The organism is uncultured Anaerococcus sp. (assembly GCF_937934665.1).
Lineage (GTDB): Bacteria > Bacillota > Clostridia > Tissierellales > Peptoniphilaceae > Anaerococcus.
Map to the genome: position 1 here is coordinate 1 of NZ_CALGYW010000131.1, position 21,043 is coordinate 21,043.

A 21,043-nucleotide genomic window follows, 5' to 3' on the forward strand; every position below is an offset into this window, starting at 1 on the left:
CAGGTATCTTATGATCTAAATTTTTATCTTCAATTTCAAACTTTTCTAAATCATAGTTTTTTACCAAATCATCATAATCTTTTTTATATTCCATAGAATTTTTACCCGTCTCTTCCCTGCTAACGACATTGGTGTAGCCATCAAAAACAGCCTTGCCTGTAAAGATTGAAATTCCGATTGCCCCTAGGATTAACAATATAATTATGCCGATAAAAATATTCCTTAAAACTTTTTTCATAGAAACCTCCAGCATCTTCTTTTGATTTTGTATTCTATTCTTCCCCTTATTATAGCACCCATTTGTCAAATCTATGTAAAATAAGACAAAAAAAGAACCCCAGACGGGATTCCTTGTTAATTTATCCGAGCATTACATCAAGGATCATCATTACCACAAAACCTACGGCAAAGCCGATTGTTCCTATGTTGGTGTGGCTTTCACCTTCTCCTGTGGCTTCTGGTACTAATTCTTCTACTACGACATACATCATAGCTCCTGCCGCAAAGGATAAGAGATATGGCAAGATTGGGACCATTACTGATGATAATAATATGGTAACAATAGCCGCTATTGGCTCTACTATGCCTGAGAATACTCCCATGCCGAAGGCCTTATGTTTACTTACACCTACTGCCTTTAGGGGCATGGAGATAATAGCTCCTTCCGGGAAGTTTTGGATGGCTATTCCTATGGCAAGGACCATGGCCCCTGCCATTGTTAGATCGCCCTTGCCGTAAAGAACTCCAGCGAAGGATACTCCTACGGCCATTCCTTCTGGAATGTTGTGGATTATTACCGCAAGAACCATCATGGTTGTTTTTCTAAGGCTTTCTGCCTTCATCCCTTCTGGATGGTCAGAGTCAATATGCTGGTGGGGGATTACTGAGTCTAGGAAAAGTAAGAAGGCTATTCCTACTAAAAATCCAACAGCTGCTGGCACCCAGGCCATAATCCCCATTTTTTCTTCTACCATTTCCATTGATGGCATAAGAAGGGACCAGATTGATGCTGCTACCATTACTCCCGCTGCAAAGCCAGATAGGCCCTTTTGAACCCTATCTTTTAGTTCGTTTTTCATTATATAAACGCAGGCTGCGCCGAGTGTGGTGCCTATAAAAGGAATCATCACTCCTAGTAATAAATCCTTGTTCATTGTTTTTTCCTAGTCGATTTTCCAAATATCGTCAGCGTAGTTTAGGATTGTCCTATCTGATGAGAAAAATCCTGCATTTGCAATATTCTTTAGACATTTTCTTGACCAGTCAAGTTTATTTCTGTATTCTTTGTTTAATTTTTCGTGGGTCTTCCTATAAGATTCAAAGTCTTTTAATAGGTAGTATTGGTCTCCCCTGCTACCGTCTTGTGGCTTGATTAGTTCGTTATAGATATCTAGGAAGTAGTAGGAGTCATTGTCATTAAATTCTCCACTTACTAGACTATCTACCACGTCTTTTATGTTTTCATCCTTGCTGTAGTATTCAAATGGCTTATATGAATCAGCAATTTCTGCTAGTTCTTCTACTGTTGCACCAAACCTGTAGTTGTTCTCTTCTCCTGCTTCTGCGAAGATTTCTACGTTGGCTCCGTCAAGGGTTCCAAGGGTTAGGGCACCGTTTAGCATAAATTTCATATTACCTGTACCGCTTGCTTCCTTACCAGCTGTTGAGATTTGTTCAGATACATCACAAGCTGGGAAGAGTTTTTCAGCGTAGGTTACCCTGTAGTTTTCTACGAAGATAACTTTCATCTTTTTGTTTACATCAGGATCGTTATTTACAACTCTTGCTACTTCGTTGGCAAGTTTTATCATACCTTTTGCTCTAAAATAGCCTGGAGCTGCCTTACCACCAAAGATAAAGGTTGTTGGTGTAAAGTCGAGGTCTGGGTTATTTTTTAGTTTGTGGTAGAGGTGGATGATGTGAAGGATATTTAAGTGTTGTCTCTTGTATTCGTGAATCCTCTTGATTTGAATATCAAAGATTGACTCTGGATCGATTTTTATTCCTTCATGTTCTAGGATATATTTTGCAAGTTGGTTTTTCTTTTCTTGCTTGATATCCCAAAGTTCGTTTAATACTTTTTCATCATCTAGGTATTGTTCAAGTCCCTTAAGCATAGCTAGGTCTGTCTTCCAAGCGTCAGTGCCAAGTTTTTCTGTGATGAAGTTTGTTAGTTCTCTATTTGAGTAAACAAGCCATCTTCTTGGTGTGATACCATTGGTTTTGTTGTTAAATTTCTCAGGACTTATCTTATACCATTCCTTGAAAGTATCGTCTTTTAGGATTTGTGAGTGGATTTCAGCAACACCATTTACAGAAAAACCTACGTAGATAGCGAGGTTTGCCATGTGAACTGATCCATTATCCATAATTCTGTATGGTTTGATTTGCTCTTCGCTAAAGCCTTTTTCTTTTAATTCATCAACTAATTTATTATCGATTTGTTCGATGATTTCTAGACATCTTGGGCTTACTTCTTGCATGAGGTCTTCTGACCATCTTTCAAGGGCTTCTTGTAAAACAGTGTGGTTTGTGAAGGCAAATACCTTGGATGCAATATTTACAGCATCATCAAAGAAGATTCCATTTTCATCTACTAAGACTCTGATTAGCTCAGGAATAGCAATGATTGGGTGGGTATCGTTAAGTTGGATAACGTGATATTTTGCAAATTCTTCAAACTTAAGATCTGTTGGGAAGTCTCTCTTATATGTTTCTACCATATCTTGGATAGAAGCTGAACAGAAGAAGTATTGTTGCTTAAGTCTTAATAACTTACCTGCTCTTTGCGTATCGTTTGGATATAGGACTCTAGTTATATCTTCTGCCCTATTTTTCTCAGATACTGCCTGGTCGTATTCAAAGTTGTTAAACTTAGCAAAGTCAAACTCTTCAAATGGCTCAGATTGCCATAGTCTAAGAGTATTTACTACTCCATTTTCAAAACCAACTACTGGCATATCATATGGTACTGCCTTTACTTGTTGGTCTCTAAATTTAACAATTTTAGCATCAGAGTCTACTCTTATAGACCAGCCATCTCCATCTTTTATCCAGCTATCTCCGTGCTCTACTTGAAAGCCCTTTTCGATTTCTTGCTTGAAGATACCCTCACGATACCTTACACCATAACCTACTAGGTTTAGGTTTTGGCTGGCAGCTGAGTCCATAAAGCAAGCAGCAAGTCTTCCTAGACCACCGTTACCTAAAGCTGCGTCATCTTCGTAGTTTTCTATAGCTTCGAAATCGATTCCGATTTCACAAAGTAAGTCCTTTACTTCTTCATAAATACCTAGGTTGATTAGGTTATTACCTAAAGATCTACCAATTAAGAATTCTGCTGAAAGATAGTAGGCTTTTCTTTCTTTTCTTGACTTAGCCTTTGTTTCTCTCCAGTCTTTGTTTACAAGACCCATTACAGTTGCACTTAAAGCATCATATCTATCCTTATCTGAGGTATCCTCAAATCTCTTTAGGGTAATCCTCTGCAAGTTTTCCATATACTGATCGACAAACTTGTCTTTTGATAACTTATCCATCTTTCCTCCTATAAATATATATTTTTTATTTCTATTTTTCTTTGTTAGGTTTTTCTTTCCTAAGAGCATGTCTGTGATTTTCTGTGGCTAAATATTCCTAATAAATAATAAAATTTTGAGACCACACTAAATTGTTAAAAATCTTTGTTAGACCTTGTTTTATCAACAAGTTTGCTCTACTCCTACTATAGTGTGTTTATCAATTTTATCAAGTTTAATTACTTTGTTGGCTTTTTGACAGGTACATATCTCTTGCAATTTCAAGCTTAAAGGTCTTAAAAAAATAAATAAAAAAGGCAGATTTAACCGCCCAAAATCATCTAGTAAAATATATCAAACCTGTATAGGTCCTTGCTTGATTGTAAAAATCTTCCAAGAAAAACCTATGACGTCTTCCCCAGGAAGATACCACTAGTTCGTGCTTGCCACCTTTTTCATTCATCTCTGTTATACATAGGCCGTGGTGGCTCATGACGTCTATATCCTTGGATAGCCAGTTTATCAAAATAACTGGTGTATCTTTGCCAAGTCCCTCATTTATAAAAGATATCATCTCATCTAGACTTAGTCTTTTTACAATTCTTCCCTCTATCATCCTGTAGGATAGGTTTAATTCTAGGACGTCGTTTATAATGTCAATTCTTTTTAATAAGGATTTTGCTGTAGGTACGCCATTTGCCTTAGGTCTAAGTCTCTTATAAAACTCATATTGGACCCTATTATACTGGTTGAAGTCTACCTCTCCTTTTTTAAATAAGTAGAAAAAGGTATTGGTAAAGGCTGTGACAACACAAGACCTATCCCTAAAAAATTTTGAAAGTCCAGCATATTTTAGCCACTCTTGGTGGCCTCCGTAATATTTAGACCCATCCCTTATAACAGGGACGAAATCTTTACTCCTCGTAAGCTTCATCATTAGTATCTATATCCTCTATTTTGTAAGTCTTATCTCCCTTGGCGAGAAGTTTCTCCTCGTCAAAGCCTTTTTCACTAAGTCTTTCGTGGATTTTCTCGTGAGTTAGGGTGTAGATAACAGATACAACTGGTATTGAAATAAGCATGCCCCAAACTCCAAAAAGCGATCCACCTATGGTCACAGATGCCATAACCCAAACTGCAGGTAGGCCTATTTTATTACCCGCTATAGCAGGGTAGATGGCATTTTCCTGGATTTGTTGGATTACTAGGTTGTAGATTAAAAAAGCTAGGGCCTTAACTGGTGATTCTATAAAGATTAAAATCACAGAAAAGCCTGTTCCAAAAATCGGACCAAAGATTGGTATCAAGTCAGAAAGTCCAACTAGAACCGAGATCATAGCCGCATTTGGTATCCTCATTACAAACATACCCACATAAGTTAAAACCGATAGGCAAACAACAGATATCAGTCTTGAAAATAGGTAGTCTTTAAAGGTGTTATAAGATAGGGAAAATACCTTGTTTAGGTAGTCTGCCCTTTTCTCGTCCATTATAGCATACATCAACCTAATGCTATTTATCTTTAGCATGCGTTTGTAAATTAGGACAAATATAGAAAATACAAACATAGTAAATACACCTATAACCCCACTTGATATTGATCCCATAAGGCTTGTAGCAGTTGAGAATATATCTCCGTCCTTGCCTTGAAGGAAGGTATAAAGTGCATTTCTAACATTGTACCAACCCACACCAGAGAAACTATTTTTAAATTTATTGGCATAAGGTTCTGTAAGTGGGTATTTTTTAAGGATTCTATAAATTTCATCTACAAAATCTGGCCACCTAATAGAGAAGGTATAAACAACCTTTATGATAGATGGGACCAAGATATTAACCAGGATAACAAGGGATGCTATCACAAGTATCCAAGAGAGTAAAAGGGCACAAGTTGAGACGAGTTTTTTATGCTTACCCCTCTTATCTAATTTAGAAAACTTTCTTTCAAAAAAATTCATCGGAATACTTATTATAAAGGCTAGGGCCCCACCTAGGATAAAGGGTTGGATAACTGAGTATAATTTACCGAAGGCTTTCCACACATTTCCTATATAGTAAAGACCAAAATATAATAAGATTCCAATTACAATAACTCTTAACAAGTTTTTCGTCTTTAAATCTAATTCTTTCATATATTTCCTCTTTTTAAAATTCTTAGTCCTATTTTACCATTTTTTGAGAATTTAGCTGCTTTTAATGTTATAATAGAGATAGGAGGAGCCATGAAAAAATGTTTTATAATAGGAGGGGGAAGCTTCGATGGTTTTTTTGACAAGATCCAGGAAGACGACCTAATAATAGCAGCTGATAAGGGTTATAAATATGCTAATAAGGTTGGTCTTGTACCTGACTACCTAATTGGAGACTTTGACTCATCATCAAAACCTGATTTTAAAAATGTAATTGCCCTTAACCCTATAAAAGACTTCACTGATACAGTTGCAGCCATAGATTTTGCCATAGAAAAAGGCTATAAGGACATAATAATATACGGCGGTCTTGGCGGTAGGGAAAGCCATACTATTTCAAATATCAAATCCATGTTTTACTATAAAAACAAGGGAGTCGATATAAGACTTAAGGCAAGTCGCAGGGAGATTTTTCTTATTGATAAGAACTTTACTTACAAATATTCCGGAAAAGATTTTTATGTGTCAATCTTCTCTCTAGCCAAAAAATCCATTCTTGATATTAAGGGACTTTTCTATGAACTTGATAATTATCAAATGGCAAATGACGATGCTCTGGGGGTATCAAATGAGACTAAGGGATGTGATTTTAAGATAAATGTCAAAGAAGGTACCCTTCTTGTAATTTTTGAAGATTTTGACATTTAAAAAACTCTTCTTGCTGGTTTGCAGTAAGAAGAGTTTTTAATTTCGCCTATTTAATTTTTTGCTATAAGTTTTATCCTTTCCCAAGTTCTTTTCGATACTCTTTTTTTGACAGAATCCATTAGCTTTTCTTTTTTGCTCCTAGGATTGATTGGATAGGACAAAAGTTTAGGATCAAGATAGGCTATTATGTCATCAAAAACCTCAGTATAGGGCTTAATTTTTGTCATTTCTAAAAGTCTCAGAATGATTTCCCTATTATTGAAGGGGGCAAATTCCTCCATTGCTATATCCGCCTCTTGCTGGTACTGGACTCCCCAATTTGGCATCCTCATTTCCCAATAAAAAAGTTTCATAAGATCAATATCTTTGTCTTTGGCAAAATCTTTGCGCTCTTTGACCCACTTGTCAAATTCATCATTAAAAATTGTTAGGTTTTTAGGGATACCAACCACTTTAGCGACATCTTTTCCATTTTCTGAAGACGAATTTTTATAATAAGCCTTGCAAACAGCAGAATTGTTGCCTGATACATGGATAAAGTCTTCATCTTTTTTGTAAAAATGCTGGATTGTAAGAGTTTTGGGAAGGATTTGTGTCCCTGCTACAGATTTTTGCAAAAATTTTATAAAATCTCCATCAAGTGATTCTAAATTATCTATTAGATTAAAATTTTTGCCATAATCAGCTAGGATTTTCTTTGCAATTTGTATATCTGCATGGTCCTCACCTATGATGTTCATGGTCGATAAGAAAAAATCAAAATCACAGCCTGCCGCTTCGCTTGCCGCAAAAATTACCCTAGAATCATAGCCAGCAGTGAGGCTTTGGATCTTGACTCCCTCTCTTTTGTCAATAGCCTTGAGCTGATTTTTCAAAAGTTCTGATACAATTTTCGTATTTTCTTCATAGGATTTTTTATCTATATCCGCCCAAAAATATGAAGTCTTAAAGATTTTAAGGTCAAGATATGAATTAGGAAGAAGCTTTTTGATATTTTTATAATGGGTATTATCCCCATACCATTCCATCTCATTTATCCTATAAAATTTAGAATTTATATAGGTATGATAGTCTTTGTCAGATCTTTTTTCTTGAGTTTTTATGTAATTTATTATAGCCGGATTTGAACCGATTATTTTATCTTCTGAATTGTAGCAGACCTGTCTTAATCCTGATGGGTCGGTTAGGATATTGAAATCTTCTTGATCTTTATAAATTAGAACCCACCTGCCCCCAAGACTTAAAGTTTTTTTGTAGAGATTTTCAAAATCACAAATATTATCTATGATATTTTCTAAAATCTCCTCATCACTAGCCTTATAATCATAAGGGTCAATTAGAAATCCCAACAAAATAAGGCTCCTGCCAGGTCTATCAAGTCTTATAAAGTTTAAATCCTTGTGGTGGTAAATATAATAATTTTCACATATTTTTTCTTCTATAAATGTCTTAGGCAATTTTTCTGGGCCTATATTCCCCATAACAAATTGTCGCCTAAAAAGATTTTCCATAGAGGCCCCTTTCACAAAAAAATACCCTACTTACTAGTAGAGTATTATACAGTTTGTTAAAGGTTTTTCGATTTTTCTTCTCTTAGCTCCCAGAAATCTTTTCCCGTAAGCTTATCTAGTTCAACTTCTGTAATATCTTTATGTTTTAATTTCTTTCTTGTATTATCTTCAAGGAGCGTGTAGATTACAGTGGCAAGCGGTATAAAAGCGACCATTCCAAATAGTCCCATTAAACCACCACCTATTATTACCGATACAAAAATCCAAATTGGTGGAAGTCCTTGGTGCTTGCCTATTACAAGCGGATAAAATATCTGTTGCTGAACATTTTGCAAAATTAGGACAAAAATCAAAAATACTAGGGCCTTGCCTGGAGAAAAGGTAAAAATTAGGATTATACCTATGGCTGTCGCGGAAAAAGCACCTATATAAGGAATCATATCAAAGGCCCCCATAAGGATAGATATCATACCAGCTGATGGCATCCTTAAGATAGTCATCCCTATAAAGCATCCAATCCCTAGGGCAAGGCAGGATAAAAGTCTTGTTTCTAGAAATCTTGCAAAAGAATCGTAGGTTAGTTTGGAAACGTAGACTATGTGCCTTGCAGTTTCTTCCTTGAGGTTTGCAAATACGAGTCTTGCAGCTCCCTTTTTTAGCTTAGTCTTATTCATTGATACGTAAAGAGAAAAGACAAAGCCAATTGATATAGCAAGTATTGCCTGGGAGACAGAATTTATTATAGATCCTGTTTTGTTTAAAAAATTGGAGTCAGACTTGAAAAAATCTTGGATGATTTGGGTAAAGTTATCGCTTAACCTTTCTATATTGATTGCCTCAAGCCTGGTTGCAAAAAACTCTGCAAGTTTAGTAAAAACCTTAGACCCATTAAAAAAATCTATCAAAGAATCCATAAAGACTGGAATATTGGCTGTAATTACTCCAAATGCCCTTGTTAGTTCTGGTATAAGGACTGTAAGAACTAGGGTTATCATAGCAAAAAATATTATCCAGGATAAAATCAGAGCCAGGCTCCTTCTTAGTTTCTCGTGCTTATCGTCCTTTATTATTCTTGTAAAAATCTTATCATGAAAAAAATTCATCGGGAGGTTTATTATAAAGGCTATCACAAGGCCATAGATCATAGGCCTTATAACCTTATAAATGGAAGCTAGGATTTCCCCTATCCTATCTAGGTAGAAAAATCCAAAAAATATCCCGATTAGTAAGATTCCGATGATAAAATATTTTTTAGTTTTTTCTTCAAATATTTCCCTCATTGTATCCTTCCATAAAAAAGGGCCAACATCTAGCCCTACGGTTTAATATTGGTTTTGTTTTTTATCGTCTTCTCTGGCTTTTTGTTGCTTTTCAGCATATTCTTGTTTGTTTAGAACATCTACAACATCCACATTCACAGTTACAACGTCAAGACCAGTCATTTCCTTAACATTTTGGCCAACTACTCTTTGGATGTCATTGAACATTTGACGAGCATTTTTACCATATTCGATTATTACATCTAGGTTGATTTTTGCTTCTCTTTCGCCAACCTCTACATCTACACCAGCATTTTTGCTTTCGTTTGAACCAAAGAATGATCCGATTGAATCTGCAATGTTGCCCTTCATTTCAAGGATGCCGTCTACGCTGTTTACAGCTATTCTTGCAATTTTGGCAACTACCTTATCTTCTATGATAAGTTTTGATTCTTCATATTCTAGTTCTCTACCATCGTTTAGGTCTTTTTTAACTTCTTTATTTAGATTATCTGTCATAATATTCTCCTTAGTTTAAAATTTTTCTTATAATTTGCATCGCTCTAACATCTCTATCAAAATAAGCTCCTACAAAATAGCCTATTAACATCACTAGCCAGATACCTAAGGTTCTGAAAAAACCAAAATTAAACAGGCATATAACCGTTAACAAGCTTAGAATGAGAGAGTTTACCTTGCCTTTATTAACTTTATAAAATTTAAGAAAAGAGGCTCTAGTTCTGTCTTTGTTATCAAGTTTTCTCATCTCGACATCCGCCATACTAGGCTCTTTTTTAATGATTTTATCTTCCATCTTTTCTCTCTTCTTCTTTTTTATCAAGCTTTAAATCAAGCCTTACATCACTTATTTCTGTAAAATCTTCTAAGTTTTTGATTATCTCTGTCCTAATTCTATCAGAAAGAGTTTTTATTTCCTCATTTCCAGAATAATTCGCTAGGGCCTTGGCTTCTATTCTTTCATTTTCGATGATAGTTGCCTTAGTTGATACACTTTCTACCCCTAAAAACTTATTTATAGACTTCTCCATCACAGATTCTAATGATTTTCTTGTAAGAAGGACACTTCCCTTCTCATCTTCTAAAAGGATATCGAAGCCCTTGTTAGATTCTTTAATAAGAGTAGTCAAAATAAGAACTGCAAACAATAATAAAACTATACCCAAACCTAGGATAATATTTAGGGTCAGAGGGTATCTGATATATTGCAGAAAATAATCAACCAGGCCATAATTGCCTAGACCTAAAGCTAGAAGGATTGCACCCAATAGGGCCAGAACCACAAGCATAAGGCCGTAAAAAAATTTCATTAATTTTCCCATACAAGTCTCCTTAGCTAATTGATACCCTCTTTAATTTTCTTCAATCACTCTTCAAGCTCTAAATTAAGATTTAGCCGCTGGTCATCAAGATAGTCTCTCCTATCTTCAAGGTCTTTCATTTCCTTAAACAGTTCCGCTACTCTTTCTTGATCGTCATAAAAACCTTCTGAAAGACTTTCTTTGGTAAGGACTTTTAGTTTTTTATCAATCTCTTCCATCTCTTTTTCTATGTCTCTGATTTTTTTCTTTATCGCCCTTACTTCATCTCTTTTGAGCTTTTCTTTTTTTCTTTCTTTTTTGATTTGGGTTTTTGTAACAGTAGACTTTTCTTTTTCAGTCAGACTCATTTCCCTTAGTTTTTCTTGGTAATAGTCATAATTACCTAGGTAAAGATCTACCCCATCAGCCTTCATATCTAGGATTTTTGAGGCAATCTTATTTAGAAAATACCTATCGTGGGAAATTATAAGGAGGGTTCCTTCAAAGTCTAAAATCGCATCTTCCAAGATTTCCTTGCTGTCTATATCTAGGTGGTTGGTTGGCTCATCCATTAAGATAAAGTTACAATCAGATATCATAAGCTTAAGTAGGGATATCCTTGCCCTTTCCCCACCTGACAATTCAGAAATTTCCCTAAAGACATCTGTGTCATAGAACATAAACTTGGCAAGATAGGACCTTATTTCAAAGTTTGTAAGCATAGGGAAGGTATCTCTTATCTCATCAAAGATGGTGTTTTCTACATTAAGGGACTTTTGTTCCTGGTCAAAATAGCCCACATTTACAGATTCACCCATCTTGGCCCTACCCCCATCTTGGAAAAGCTCTCCTAGGATAATCTTAAAGAGGGTAGTTTTTCCCACACCATTATCACCTATTATGGCAACTCTTTCATTTCTATAGACGTCAAAGGAAATATTTTTAAAAATCTCCCTATCGTCAAAACTCATCCTAAGGTCCTCTACCTTTAGAACATCCATACCGGATTGGATTCTTGGGGTAAATTTAAGGTTCATCATATCAGCAAGCTCTACTGGCTTTTCAATTCTTCCCATCTTATCTAAGAGCTTTTGCCTGGACCTTGATTGGGATATACCTCTTTTTCTCTTAGATCCACCCAGGTTTTTAAGCCTATCTATAATTTCTTCTTGTCTTGCAATCTCCTTTTGTTGGCTCTTATATTGGTGAATCCTAACCTCCCTATCTTTTTTTCTCTTTTCCATAAAGACTGTGTAGTTGCCAGTATAAGTAGAAAGCTTGCCATATTCTAGGACCATCATCCTGTTGACTGTGGCATCTAAAAAATACCTGTCGTGGGAGATAACAATGGCTGTTCCCTTGTAGTTTTTGATAAAGTTTTCAAGGAAATTTATAGCCTTGATATCTAGGTGATTGGTTGGCTCATCTAGCAAGAGTAGATCTGGCTTTTCAAGTAAAAGTCCCGCAAGTTCTACCCTGGCTTTTTGCCCACCAGAAAGATCTGTGATTTTTTTATCAAAATCTTCTTTGGCAAAACCCATAGCAGCAAGCGTGCCTTCTAGCTCACTTTCTATAGCATAACCATTTTTACTATGGTAGGTTTCTGATTTTCTTGTGTACTCATCCATGATTGCGGCAAGCTTGTCAGGGTCTTTTTCCGTGCTCATCTTCTTTTCTAAATCTCTAATCTCACTTTCAAGCTTGATTAGATCGTCAAAAACTGACAGGCAATAATCATAGATAGTCATATCACTATCAAGGCTTAGGATCTGCTCTAAATATCCAACCTTTACTTCTTGGGGGATAAAAATCTTCCCATCGTCAGGATCTAGCCTACCTGTTAGGATATAAAAAAGGGTAGACTTGCCAGCACCGTTTAGTCCAACTAGTCCTGCCTTATCTCCCTTTTCCAAATTAAAACTTAGGCCAGAAAATATCTCCTTATTTGGATAAGCCTTAGCCAAGTTTGATACATTAAGTACATTCATTTAAAATATAAAATCCTCTGGGGAATTCATAAAGTATGTGAGGGTAAATAGTGATTCATCAAGGTGAACAGATTCTATAACTACCCCGTTTGATACCTTTAAATCAACTGGTGAGAAGTTCCAAATGCCCTTGACACCACCTTCACATAGTATATCTGCCACATCCTGTGCCGCTTGTTTTGGTGTAGCTATAATCCCTATGTCAACCTTATTGGTTTTTAAAAAATCAGAAAGTTCTTCTACATCTCTTACATCTAAGTTACCATCTGACAGGCTTTTTGCTTCCTTATCAAAAACTGCCTCAAACTCATAGCCTAGATCTCTAAAGGACATGTATTGGTAAAGGGCGTGGCCTATATTACCATAGCCTATAAGCACCAACTTATAGTCTTTACCAACACCTATAATCTTTGATAACTCTCCTATAAGCTCCTTTACATTGTAGCCATAACCTTGTTGGCCAAAACAACCAAAATGGTTTAAATCCTGCCTGATTTGACTGGCTGTAAGGCCTGTTATTTCTGATAGCTCCTTAGAAGATACTCTAATTATTCCCTTTTCATTAATACTTTCCAGGTACCTATAGTACTTAGGAAGTCTTTTTATTACTGACAAAGAAATATTCTGCTTAGCCATAAATTAAATCTCCGATCCTTCTTCATCTCCATCATTTAAGATATGAGAATTTAGTATCTGCCTATCCTCATCGCTTAGACTGTCATTTTCATTATCAATCTCAGCTATTATACTATCTAACTTACTATCTCTAATTCTTCTTAACTCTTCTTCACTTATTTTTTCTTTAACTTCTATGTCTTCTTTTTTATCCCTTAGCCAAACAGCATTTATTAGGTGGAAAAAATACACTACAACCAAGCTTGAATAAAAGATTAGCTGGTTATAGCTTAGGAAGAAATCGTTATTAATCACAATCTTACGAGGTAGCGCTCTTATAAAAATTGCCAAGGCTGATAGGCCGTGGATAGATAAGAACGCAAATGATATGCTCGTAATTATTGCAAGAAAGATGGAAAAGCCCCTGGCCTTTTTGTTTAAAAGTACATCAAAGCTGTAAAAAAGCATGCCAGCCCATGATAGTAAAAAAACTATATACCAGCTAAGGCTTAAAAACCATCCGCTTACAAATCTTTGTGAGATAGTTAAGAGAAATAAGATCATGATAAGAAAGACTAAGACCTTGCTAATCCCTCTTTCAAACTTATTTTCCATACCTACTCCTATTTTTTAGACTTATACCTCTTTTGGGAACCTAGGATTTTCTTTCTAATCCTTAGATTGTGAGGAGTTATCTCAATTAGTTCGTCTTCTTCAACAAACTCCATCATTTCTTCTACACTCATCTTCTTAGCTGGCGTAAGGACTATGGCATCGTCGTTACCACTAGCCCTGGTATTGGTCATTTTTTTCTTTTTGCAGACATTTACATCTATGTCTAGACCCTTGGCATTGGAACCTACTATTAAGCCTTCGTAGATTTCCTCACCTGGTTCTGTAAATAATTGACCTCTTGATTGGGCTGCATTTAGGCCATAGGCTGTAGCAAGCCCTTTTTCTGTGGCAATAAGAGAACCTAGAGGTCTTCTTTCAAGATCTCCCTTGTATCTCGCATAGCCTTCAAATTCTGTATTTAAAATACCTGTACCCTTGGTATCGGTCATAAACTCTGTCCTATAACCTATAAGACCTCTGGCTGGTATCCTAAAGATAAGCCTAGTATAACCTGAGCTTGATGGGTGCATGTCTATCATCTCACCCTTTCTGCGGCCAAGTTTTTCTATAACTGATCCTGTATACTCTTGGTCAACATCTATAGTTGCAAGTTCAATTGGTTCAAGCTTTTTGCCATTTTCATCAGTTTTAAACATTACCTCTGGTTTTGAAACTTGGAATTCATAACCTTCTCTTCTTAGGTTTTCTATAAGTACAGATAGGTGAAGTTCACCCCTACCTGATACCTTAAAGGCCTCAGTAGTATCTGTAGGCTCTACCTTAAGAGAAACATCTGTAGTTGCCTCTTTATAAAGTCTATCTCTGATATGTCTACTTGTTACATATTTTCCATCACGACCTGCAAATGGTGAATCATTTACAGAGAAAGTCATAGAAAGGGTTGGTTCTGAAATCTTTGTAAACTCTATTGGCTCGTGATCATTTTCTGTACCTATGGTATCTCCGATACCTATATCTTCCATACCAGAGATGGCTACTATAGAGCCAAACTTAGATTCTTCAACTTCAACCCTATTTAGGCCGTCAAACTCATAGATAGTTACGATTTTTGACTTAACTAGCCTATCTTTTTCATTATAATTTGTAATAACAGCTAGGTCATTTTTCTTTATTGTCCCACATTCTACCTTACCAATGGCAATAGTACCTAGGTAGTCATTGTAGTCTGTAGTTGAAACTAAGACCTTAAAATCATCTGTATCTTCTGCTTCAAAACTAGGAGTATACTCGATAATAGTATCTAAAAGATCTGTCATATCTTCCTTAACTTGACCCTTTTCTAAGCTTGCCCAGCCTTGTTTTGCTGAGGCATAGACAAAGGGACTTTCAAGATAAGATTCATCTGCATCTAGGGAGATAAATAAATCTAAGATTTCATCTTCAACCTCATCTACCCTCTCATCTGGTCTATCGACTTTATTTATACAAATTATGGCAGGTAGCCCCATTTCTATAGCCTTTTTTAAAACAAACTTAGTTTGTGGCATAGGTCCTTCATGGCTGTCTACTACAAGTACAACCGATTCTGCCATATTTAAGACCCTCTCAACCTCTCCACCAAAATCGGCGTGGCCTGGAGTGTCTATGATATTTATCTTCATATCTTTATAAGATACAGCAGTATTTTTAGCAAGTATAGTGATTCCTCTTTCTTTTTCTATAGAATCAGAATCCATAACCCTATCTTTAACTGCTTCATTTTCTCTAAATAAACCTGATGTTTTTAAAAGACCATCTACAAGTGTTGTCTTACCATGGTCTACGTGGGCAATAATTGCTACATTTCTAACATCTTCTCTAATCATTAAATCCTTCTTTCATGGTAACAAATTCTATCAATATATTATACCTAATGTTAATTAATTATCAATAAATGGCAAATAAAAACATCCTCTTAAGAATGTTGTTAAGAATTTAATATAAGGCAAGCAATAGTAGACTTATCTATAATAACCTCATCAGAAAGTTTTTTGACAAGGTCTATGCCCCTGCCATTTGGTGCAAATTTATCTCCGTGAAATCCCGGGTTTATCCCCTCTCCCTGATCTTTTACCTTGATTAGTGAGTAGGAATTATCAAAGACTACAGATATTTCTATAAGCCTAGACTTATCTTTTTTATTGCCATGCTTATAAGAATTTGCCGTAAGTTCGTCTAAAATAAGCCTTAGCCTATAGATTTCACTATCTTCAAAAAGCCTATCTTCAAGCATAGTTATAAACTTATCCCTAAATTTTTTTATATCTTTAAGGTCAGAATGTATGACCGTTCTAATTATCTCCATTACTTGCTCCTAAAAGATTGATACCCTATTTTAAATTTTCCTATCATTTTTATAATTTTTAACTCTATTTAAACTTATTCTAGAAAAATTGTTTACTTTTTTAAATCTGTGGTATAATAAAAACATAGTAGATTATGAAAGGAGATATTTTATGAAATACGTATGTACAGCATGTGGATACATTTATGATCCAGCTGAAGGTGATGTTGATAACGGTATTGATGCCGGTACAGAATTTGCTGATCTTCCAGAAGATTGGGTTTGCCCAGTTTGTGGAGTAGGCAAAGACATGTTCGAAGCTCAAGAATAATAAAAAATTAAGAGGCCTTATGGGCCTCTTTTATTTTACTTAATATTCATCAAGATTTTCTTTTTTCTCTTTTCTTCTAATAACTATCCCTATAACAATTACCAAGGCTATCACAAAAATAAGGGTAACTATTACTATGGGGTTTTCAAGGAAAAATCTCTTTTCTTCCCTTTCTTCTTCACTAGGATTTAGGGCTAAGATCTGATTTCTATCATCATCTTCTTCTTTATCAGGTTTTACCTCTAGAAGAATTTTTTTCTTTTTTTCTGGTAGGTCTTCTTTAGAATCTCCATCATCCCTACTTGTAGGGTTTAAATCAGCTTTTTTTATAGATTTGATTCTATTTACCGCTTCATTTTCTAGCTTTTTTCTCTCATTTTCTGTACTTGCAGACTTTATTCTTTCGCTGTAGTCTTTAAGCACCGCTTGAGTCTTTATGCTTACGTCCTTACTCTTTGCACTCGCCTTCTCATCCTTAGTTATAGACGTCTCAACTTCTGCTAGGGCCTTTGATAGATTGGAGTTTTTATCTAGCTTCTTTACAAGCTCATCAACTTCTTTATCTAGCTTTTCCATTTCAGCCTTTTTTTCTTTCTCTAGCCTAGCATTCTTATCTTCCGAAAGCTTTTCTGGACTTTCCCTATAAAAAGTCTCTTCCTTTTTACTTTCCCCAGGTTTTGTGACCTTAGTTTCCTCTTTTTTGTTTGCTTCTTCCTTGGGAGGGGTCTTATTTTCCCCGCTTTTATCAGACTCAGCAGGATTTTCCTTTGCCTTTAAAGCTGGCTTAACACTTTCGGTTATTATTATCTTCTCTCCAGCCTTTTGGTTAGTATCATCCTTAACTGGCTCTTCCTCTGCTGCAAAACTTGTAAGGGTAAGGTTAAAAGTTAAAAAGCCTATTAAAATTGTTTTTATAACTTTCAGCATCATCTCACCTTCCTACTAAGATTTTACCCGTAGATAGGCCTTTAAACAATCACTCATCACTATCTAAAGTATCATCTGATGAATACCAACCCTTGCCTATAATTGATGAGGTATTTAGGATGGTGATAAATGAATAAGGGTCGATTTTTTTGATAAAGGACCTAAACTTTGCGGATTCAAAGGTAGATGTGACACAGAAAAACACTGAAATATTAGATCCCTTATAAAGTCCTCTGGCATCTACTATGGTAGCCGACCTATTAAGTTCTTTTTTAATAAAGCTTCCTACTTCTTCTGTCTTGGATGTGATTATTATAAAAAGCTTGGCCGTATTCATAGAGCCTATTATCATATCAACAAAGATTCCCTTCGTCAAAAGGCCTAGGATAGAGAAAAGTCCTATCTCTATGCCAAATATCTTTATAGATGCTATGGTAAAAATAGAATCCACCACCAAAAGGGACTTACCTACCTCTAAGGATGTGTATTTTTTCATAATCATAGCGATGATATCTGTACCACCAGATGAGGCTGCCAGGTTAAATAAGATAGCTGATCCTACAGATGACATAAGTAGGGTAAAGATTAGCTCAAGCATCTTATTGTCAGTAAGAGAACCCTGGATTGGAAATACCTTATCTAGGGCAAGGGCAGTAAGGGAGTTAAGAATGGCTACATAGCCAGTCCTTACTGTAAATTTCTTACCAAAAATAAAAAATCCTATCACAAGTAAGGTTAGGTTGTAAAATAAGGTTAGTTGGGGACGACTAAAGGGTACAAACATCGAACTTATAATACTCATTCCCTCTACTCCACCGATTACAAAGGAGTTGGGATATTTAAAAAAGTGGGTTCCACAGGCCATAAGAATAGCTGCAAAACTCATCCAAAAAATCTTATACTCCCTAGTCTTTACATTGCGTTCGTCAATGTTTTTAGCCTGCTTGATTTTATTTTGATCTGTATCAATAGGGTCATCAATTTTCAATTTTTACTCTCCAAATTTTATAAAATTTGCATCTCTATGCATGTATCAATTATACAATGAACCAACTTTTATTCTAGCCTCCTAGCCAAAGTTGGTTCATTTATTTAATATTAATTTTTTACCTAATCATTTGAATAATTATCGAAATAACCTTGGATTAAAACAACAGGTGTTCCCTTATCTCCAGAACCTGAAACAAGGTCAGATAAAGAACCTAAAAGGTCAGTAATCTGTCTAGGTGTAGTACCTAGTCTCTTATTAGAATCTGTATTTTTATCCTTATTTCTTACAAGTTTCTTAAATTCTTCTGCAGCTTCTTCACCGGATAGGTCTGATAGGTCATTATCAGCTACATATTTTAACTTAAGTTCATTAGGTGTACCTGTAAGTCCACTAGTAAAACCAGGTGATACGATAGGATCTGCAAGCTCCCAAATATGGCCAACTGGATCTTTGAAAGCCCCATCACCATAAACCATAACTTCTATATTTTTGCCAGTTTCACTTACTAGTCTTTTTTGAAGACTGTCTACAAACTCTTGGGCATCCCTTGGAAATAGCTTAACTACGTTATCTGTAGAAAGATTTGAACCTAATAAACCATAGTCTGGGTTATATCCTGATCCATCAACTGATTCAGTAAGAATCTCATCAAGTTTTAAAACTTTCTTAGCTCCAGCTTCTACAAGTTGTCTTTTAACAAGTTCTCTAGTATGAATTGAAGAAACTAAAACATTATCTGTAAACTTAAGACAATCTACAGGGTTGTTTAAGAAATGAATCTCAGAGTTTTCTGCAATCTCTTTGTAAAATTCTGGATAAGCCATATCTGTGAAAAGATGCTTATAATCACCAGCAACTTCTCTAAATTCTTCCAGGCTTAAGACATCAGTATAAGCATTTACATCAGAATTGAAAAGGTCCATCTCATCCATAACGAAATTACCAACCTCATCAGATGGGTAAGATAGGCAAATATGAAGCTTTTTGCCTGAGAGGGCAAAAGCCTTAAGTAAAATCGAAAATCTATTTCTTGAAAGAATTGGAAAAAGTATCGCAACCTCATCACCCTCAAACTTATTTTTAAAGTCTTTGGCAATTTGCTCTATTGTAGCATAATTACCCTGGCTTCTTGCAAGAAGTGATTCAGTTATAGCAACTACATCCTTATCACGAAGTCTAACTTCCTTTTCTCCAACTTCTTCAACTATATCGCCGACAATACCAACTAAATTGTCGCCTTCTTTAACAATTGGTGCCCTAAGGCCCATTGCAACTGTTCCTATTAATCTTGGCATTTATTACTCCCCTTTCAACCAAATTATACAACCATATCAAAAAATTTAAATACTAAACTTTAAAAAGTTTTAAATTAATTTATATTTCTAAAAAAACATAAAAAATGCTAAAAGATTAACTTTTAGCATCAAACTTTTCCTTGCACTTTGGGCACCTAACCTTAATCTTGCCCTTATTTTTAGGAATCCTTAGCTTTTGCCCACAAGAAGGACAAGAAATATACTTAAAGCCCTTATCTTTTGCCTTAGTTTTATTATTTTTACCGAAAACTCCCTTAATAGGATCAATTACGTTATCTACAAAAACTTGATTTTCCTTGCTTCTTTTTAGGATATTAGAAGACATAGTCCTAAAGATAGCATAAATTACAATAAGACTAGAAATACCATTTAAAACAGTAGACTCAATAAAATGAGATATTACCACTGCTACAATAGCTATCCAAACTAAAAATATCCCGTATTCATCTATACCATATTTTTTTTGCACCTAATCACCTACCAAACTATCCATAACTTCTGCTATATCACCATTAATAATATAATCTGCTACACTATCACGAGGAGTAGTATCCTTATTAATCAAAACTAGTTTATTACCCCTATAAAAATCTATAAGACCCGCTGCAGGATAAACCACAAGACTAGTGCCTCCAATAATTAAAACATCAGCTTTGGCTATAAGATTAACCGCATAGGAAATGTTATTTTGATCAAGACCCTCTCCATAAAGGACAATATCAGGTCTAACAATACCCCCACACTTATCACAATGAGCCTCTGCAGGGAATTTCTTGACATAGTCAAGGTCAAAATTCTTAGAACATTTTACACAATAATAATCCCTCAAATTTCCGTGAAGCTCGATAACATTTTTACTACCTGCTTCTTGGTGGAGACTATCTATATTTTGGGTAATAACAGCCTTGAGCTTGCCCATCTTTTCAAGTTTTGCTAAAGCTAAGTGGGCCTTATTAGGCTTAATCCCCTCAAGCATAAGATTTTCCTTGCAATAAGTCATAAACTCATCAGGATGGTTTACAAAAAATTCATGGCTAAGCATATACTCTGGAGAATACTTGGAATTGTTTTCTCTATTATAAAGCCCTGTAGCCGACCTAAAATCAGGCACACCTGAGGCAGTAGAAACTCCTGCTCCTCCAAAAAACACTATATTATTTGAATCATTAATAATTTTTTTAACTTCATTAAGAGTATTCATATTATCCCTTCCTATCTACTATTATTATAATCTTTAAAGCAAGACTTACAAGAGATTTAAAAAATCATTTTACAAAGGGAAAAATATGTGGTATTATAATCATAGACTTTTTGAGAGAGAAAGGTCCAAATAATAAAGAAATCTTTAAAAAACTCCAAAAAAGATTTGACAAAATATTTTTTATATAGTATATTATAATAGTCAGCAGCAACGGGGTGTGGCGCAGCTTGGTAGCGCGCGTGTTTTGGGAACATGAGGTCGAAGGTTCGAATCCTTTCACCCCGACCATTCAATTTAGCAACAGATGTTGCTATTTTTTATTTCCCTAAAA

General features: G+C 35.4%; 21 protein-coding genes, 1 tRNA gene and 1 pseudogene. 3 read left to right on the forward strand and 20 right to left on the reverse strand.

Features of this window, described 5'->3' with window-relative positions:
- The 5 genes and pseudogenes from Q0410_RS06720 to Q0410_RS06740 all read right to left on the reverse strand — a co-directional run.
- Positions 1–238, reverse strand: a pseudogene (locus Q0410_RS06720) (alpha/beta hydrolase); the annotation flags it as partial.
- Positions 239–359: 121 nt separating this feature from the next.
- A complete protein-coding gene (locus Q0410_RS06725; RefSeq protein WP_299034666.1) occupies positions 360–1,154 on the reverse strand; it encodes a ZIP family metal transporter in 795 nt (264 codons plus the stop codon).
- A gap of 9 nt (positions 1,155–1,163) precedes the next feature.
- Positions 1,164–3,539, reverse strand: coding sequence for a glycogen/starch/alpha-glucan phosphorylase (locus Q0410_RS06730; RefSeq protein ID WP_299034669.1), 2,376 nt, complete (start codon positions 3,537–3,539; stop codon positions 1,164–1,166).
- A gap of 316 nt (positions 3,540–3,855) precedes the next feature.
- A complete protein-coding gene (locus tag Q0410_RS06735) occupies positions 3,856–4,455 on the reverse strand; it encodes a hypothetical protein (RefSeq protein WP_299034672.1) in 600 nt (199 codons plus the stop codon).
- Positions 4,433–5,650 (reverse strand): AI-2E family transporter, encoded by a 1,218-nt coding sequence (locus Q0410_RS06740; RefSeq protein WP_299034675.1) that lies wholly within the window; start codon positions 5,648–5,650, stop codon positions 4,433–4,435. Before Q0410_RS06740 ends, Q0410_RS06735 begins: the two co-directional genes overlap by 23 nt.
- A 90-nt stretch (positions 5,651–5,740) precedes the next feature.
- Between Q0410_RS06740 and Q0410_RS06745 the strand changes: the two genes are divergently transcribed.
- Positions 5,741–6,355 carry a thiamine diphosphokinase gene (locus Q0410_RS06745; protein ID WP_299034677.1) on the forward strand — a complete coding sequence of 205 codons (615 nt, stop codon included), beginning with the start codon at positions 5,741–5,743 and terminating at the stop codon, positions 6,353–6,355.
- Between the two features lie 50 nt (positions 6,356–6,405).
- Here Q0410_RS06745 and Q0410_RS06750 read toward each other — a convergent pair whose 3' ends face one another.
- The 10 genes from Q0410_RS06750 to Q0410_RS06795 form a co-directional block, all read right to left on the reverse strand.
- Complete coding sequence (locus tag Q0410_RS06750) at positions 6,406–7,836, reverse strand: hypothetical protein (protein ID WP_299034680.1); 1,431 nt, start codon at positions 7,834–7,836, stop codon at positions 6,406–6,408.
- An 86-nt stretch (positions 7,837–7,922) separates the two neighbouring features.
- Positions 7,923–9,146 (reverse strand): AI-2E family transporter, encoded by a 1,224-nt coding sequence (locus Q0410_RS06755; RefSeq protein ID WP_299034683.1) that lies wholly within the window; start codon positions 9,144–9,146, stop codon positions 7,923–7,925.
- 42 nt (positions 9,147–9,188) lie between these two features.
- A complete protein-coding gene (locus Q0410_RS06760; RefSeq protein WP_299034685.1) occupies positions 9,189–9,644 on the reverse strand; it encodes an Asp23/Gls24 family envelope stress response protein in 456 nt (151 codons plus the stop codon).
- Positions 9,645–9,654: 10 nt separating this feature from the next.
- The gene (locus Q0410_RS06765; protein ID WP_299034688.1) at positions 9,655–9,939 is read right to left on the reverse strand and encodes a DUF2273 domain-containing protein; all 285 of its coding nucleotides are present in this window, start codon (positions 9,937–9,939) and stop codon (positions 9,655–9,657) included.
- Positions 9,929–10,465, reverse strand: a complete 537-nt coding sequence (amaP, locus tag Q0410_RS06770; RefSeq protein ID WP_299034691.1) for an alkaline shock response membrane anchor protein AmaP — start codon at positions 10,463–10,465, stop codon at positions 9,929–9,931. The genes Q0410_RS06765 and amaP overlap by 11 nt, the downstream gene beginning before the upstream one ends.
- Positions 10,466–10,509: 44 nt before the next feature.
- Positions 10,510–12,432, reverse strand: coding sequence for a ribosomal protection-like ABC-F family protein (gene abc-f / locus Q0410_RS06775; protein ID WP_299034694.1), 1,923 nt, complete (start codon positions 12,430–12,432; stop codon positions 10,510–10,512).
- The gene (locus Q0410_RS06780) at positions 12,433–13,068 is read right to left on the reverse strand and encodes a redox-sensing transcriptional repressor Rex (protein ID WP_299034697.1); all 636 of its coding nucleotides are present in this window, start codon (positions 13,066–13,068) and stop codon (positions 12,433–12,435) included.
- 3 nt (positions 13,069–13,071) lie between these two features.
- Positions 13,072–13,662 (reverse strand): hypothetical protein, encoded by a 591-nt coding sequence (locus tag Q0410_RS06785; protein WP_299034700.1) that lies wholly within the window; start codon positions 13,660–13,662, stop codon positions 13,072–13,074.
- A gap of 8 nt (positions 13,663–13,670) precedes the next feature.
- Entirely contained in the window at positions 13,671–15,488 is a 1,818-nt protein-coding gene (typA, locus tag Q0410_RS06790; RefSeq protein ID WP_299034703.1) for a translational GTPase TypA, read from the reverse strand.
- A gap of 101 nt (positions 15,489–15,589) precedes the next feature.
- The gene (locus Q0410_RS06795) at positions 15,590–15,967 is read right to left on the reverse strand and encodes an ATP-binding protein (RefSeq protein WP_299034706.1); all 378 of its coding nucleotides are present in this window, start codon (positions 15,965–15,967) and stop codon (positions 15,590–15,592) included.
- Between the two features lie 151 nt (positions 15,968–16,118).
- Between Q0410_RS06795 and rd the strand changes: the two genes are divergently transcribed.
- Positions 16,119–16,277: a rubredoxin gene (rd, locus tag Q0410_RS06800; RefSeq protein WP_296112396.1), complete on the forward strand. Its 159-nt coding sequence runs from the start codon at positions 16,119–16,121 to the stop codon at positions 16,275–16,277.
- A 39-nt stretch (positions 16,278–16,316) separates the two neighbouring features.
- Here rd and Q0410_RS06805 read toward each other — a convergent pair whose 3' ends face one another.
- The 5 genes from Q0410_RS06805 to Q0410_RS06825 all read right to left on the reverse strand — a co-directional run bounded on the left by Q0410_RS06805 (position 16,317) and on the right by Q0410_RS06825 (position 20,712).
- Positions 16,317–17,207, reverse strand: coding sequence for a hypothetical protein (locus Q0410_RS06805; RefSeq protein WP_299034711.1), 891 nt, complete (start codon positions 17,205–17,207; stop codon positions 16,317–16,319).
- A gap of 46 nt (positions 17,208–17,253) precedes the next feature.
- A complete protein-coding gene (locus tag Q0410_RS06810; RefSeq protein WP_299034724.1) occupies positions 17,254–18,186 on the reverse strand; it encodes a YitT family protein in 933 nt (310 codons plus the stop codon).
- Positions 18,187–18,314: 128 nt separating this feature from the next.
- The gene (locus Q0410_RS06815) at positions 18,315–19,490 is read right to left on the reverse strand and encodes a coenzyme F420-0:L-glutamate ligase (protein WP_299034714.1); all 1,176 of its coding nucleotides are present in this window, start codon (positions 19,488–19,490) and stop codon (positions 18,315–18,317) included.
- Between the two features lie 115 nt (positions 19,491–19,605).
- A complete protein-coding gene (locus Q0410_RS06820) occupies positions 19,606–19,980 on the reverse strand; it encodes a hypothetical protein (protein WP_299034718.1) in 375 nt (124 codons plus the stop codon).
- Positions 19,981–20,712 (reverse strand): NAD-dependent protein deacylase, encoded by a 732-nt coding sequence (locus Q0410_RS06825; RefSeq protein ID WP_299034721.1) that lies wholly within the window; start codon positions 20,710–20,712, stop codon positions 19,981–19,983. It abuts the gene before it with no gap.
- Positions 20,713–20,923: 211 nt separating this feature from the next.
- On the opposite strand from Q0410_RS06825, the gene Q0410_RS06830 reads away from it, so the two are divergent.
- Positions 20,924–21,000 (forward strand) — tRNA-Pro (locus Q0410_RS06830).
- Positions 21,001–21,043 lie beyond the last annotated feature (43 nt).

What these genes read in the sequence shown, in the direction of transcription:
- Q0410_RS06735 (WP_299034672.1), bottom strand. Translation starts at nt 4,455, where the DNA reads ATGATGAAGCTTACGAGGAGTAAAGATTTCGTCCCTGTTATAAGGGAT.
- Q0410_RS06780 (WP_299034697.1), bottom strand. Translation starts at nt 13,068, where the DNA reads ATGGCTAAGCAGAATATTTCTTTGTCAGTAATAAAAAGACTTCCTAAG.
- Q0410_RS06785 (WP_299034700.1), bottom strand. Translation starts at nt 13,662, where the DNA reads ATGGAAAATAAGTTTGAAAGAGGGATTAGCAAGGTCTTAGTCTTTCTT.
- Q0410_RS06750 (WP_299034680.1), bottom strand. Translation starts at nt 7,836, where the DNA reads ATGGGGAATATAGGCCCAGAAAAATTGCCTAAGACATTTATAGAAGAA.
- abc-f (WP_299034694.1), bottom strand. Translation starts at nt 12,432, where the DNA reads ATGAATGTACTTAATGTATCAAACTTGGCTAAGGCTTATCCAAATAAG.
- typA (WP_299034703.1), bottom strand. Translation starts at nt 15,488, where the DNA reads ATGATTAGAGAAGATGTTAGAAATGTAGCAATTATTGCCCACGTAGAC.
- Q0410_RS06805 (WP_299034711.1), bottom strand. Translation starts at nt 17,207, where the DNA reads ATGATGCTGAAAGTTATAAAAACAATTTTAATAGGCTTTTTAACTTTT.
- Q0410_RS06745 (WP_299034677.1), top strand. Translation starts at nt 5,741, where the DNA reads ATGAAAAAATGTTTTATAATAGGAGGGGGAAGCTTCGATGGTTTTTTT.
- Q0410_RS06760 (WP_299034685.1), bottom strand. Translation starts at nt 9,644, where the DNA reads ATGACAGATAATCTAAATAAAGAAGTTAAAAAAGACCTAAACGATGGT.
- Q0410_RS06725 (WP_299034666.1), bottom strand. Translation starts at nt 1,154, where the DNA reads ATGAACAAGGATTTATTACTAGGAGTGATGATTCCTTTTATAGGCACC.
- Q0410_RS06740 (WP_299034675.1), bottom strand. Translation starts at nt 5,650, where the DNA reads ATGAAAGAATTAGATTTAAAGACGAAAAACTTGTTAAGAGTTATTGTA.
- amaP (WP_299034691.1), bottom strand. Translation starts at nt 10,465, where the DNA reads ATGGGAAAATTAATGAAATTTTTTTACGGCCTTATGCTTGTGGTTCTG.
- rd (WP_296112396.1), top strand. Translation starts at nt 16,119, where the DNA reads ATGAAATACGTATGTACAGCATGTGGATACATTTATGATCCAGCTGAA.
- Q0410_RS06795 (WP_299034706.1), bottom strand. Translation starts at nt 15,967, where the DNA reads ATGGAGATAATTAGAACGGTCATACATTCTGACCTTAAAGATATAAAA.
- Q0410_RS06815 (WP_299034714.1), bottom strand. Translation starts at nt 19,490, where the DNA reads ATGCCAAGATTAATAGGAACAGTTGCAATGGGCCTTAGGGCACCAATT.
- Q0410_RS06755 (WP_299034683.1), bottom strand. Translation starts at nt 9,146, where the DNA reads ATGAGGGAAATATTTGAAGAAAAAACTAAAAAATATTTTATCATCGGA.
- Q0410_RS06825 (WP_299034721.1), bottom strand. Translation starts at nt 20,712, where the DNA reads ATGAATACTCTTAATGAAGTTAAAAAAATTATTAATGATTCAAATAAT.
- Q0410_RS06730 (WP_299034669.1), bottom strand. Translation starts at nt 3,539, where the DNA reads ATGGATAAGTTATCAAAAGACAAGTTTGTCGATCAGTATATGGAAAAC.
- Q0410_RS06765 (WP_299034688.1), bottom strand. Translation starts at nt 9,939, where the DNA reads ATGGAAGATAAAATCATTAAAAAAGAGCCTAGTATGGCGGATGTCGAG.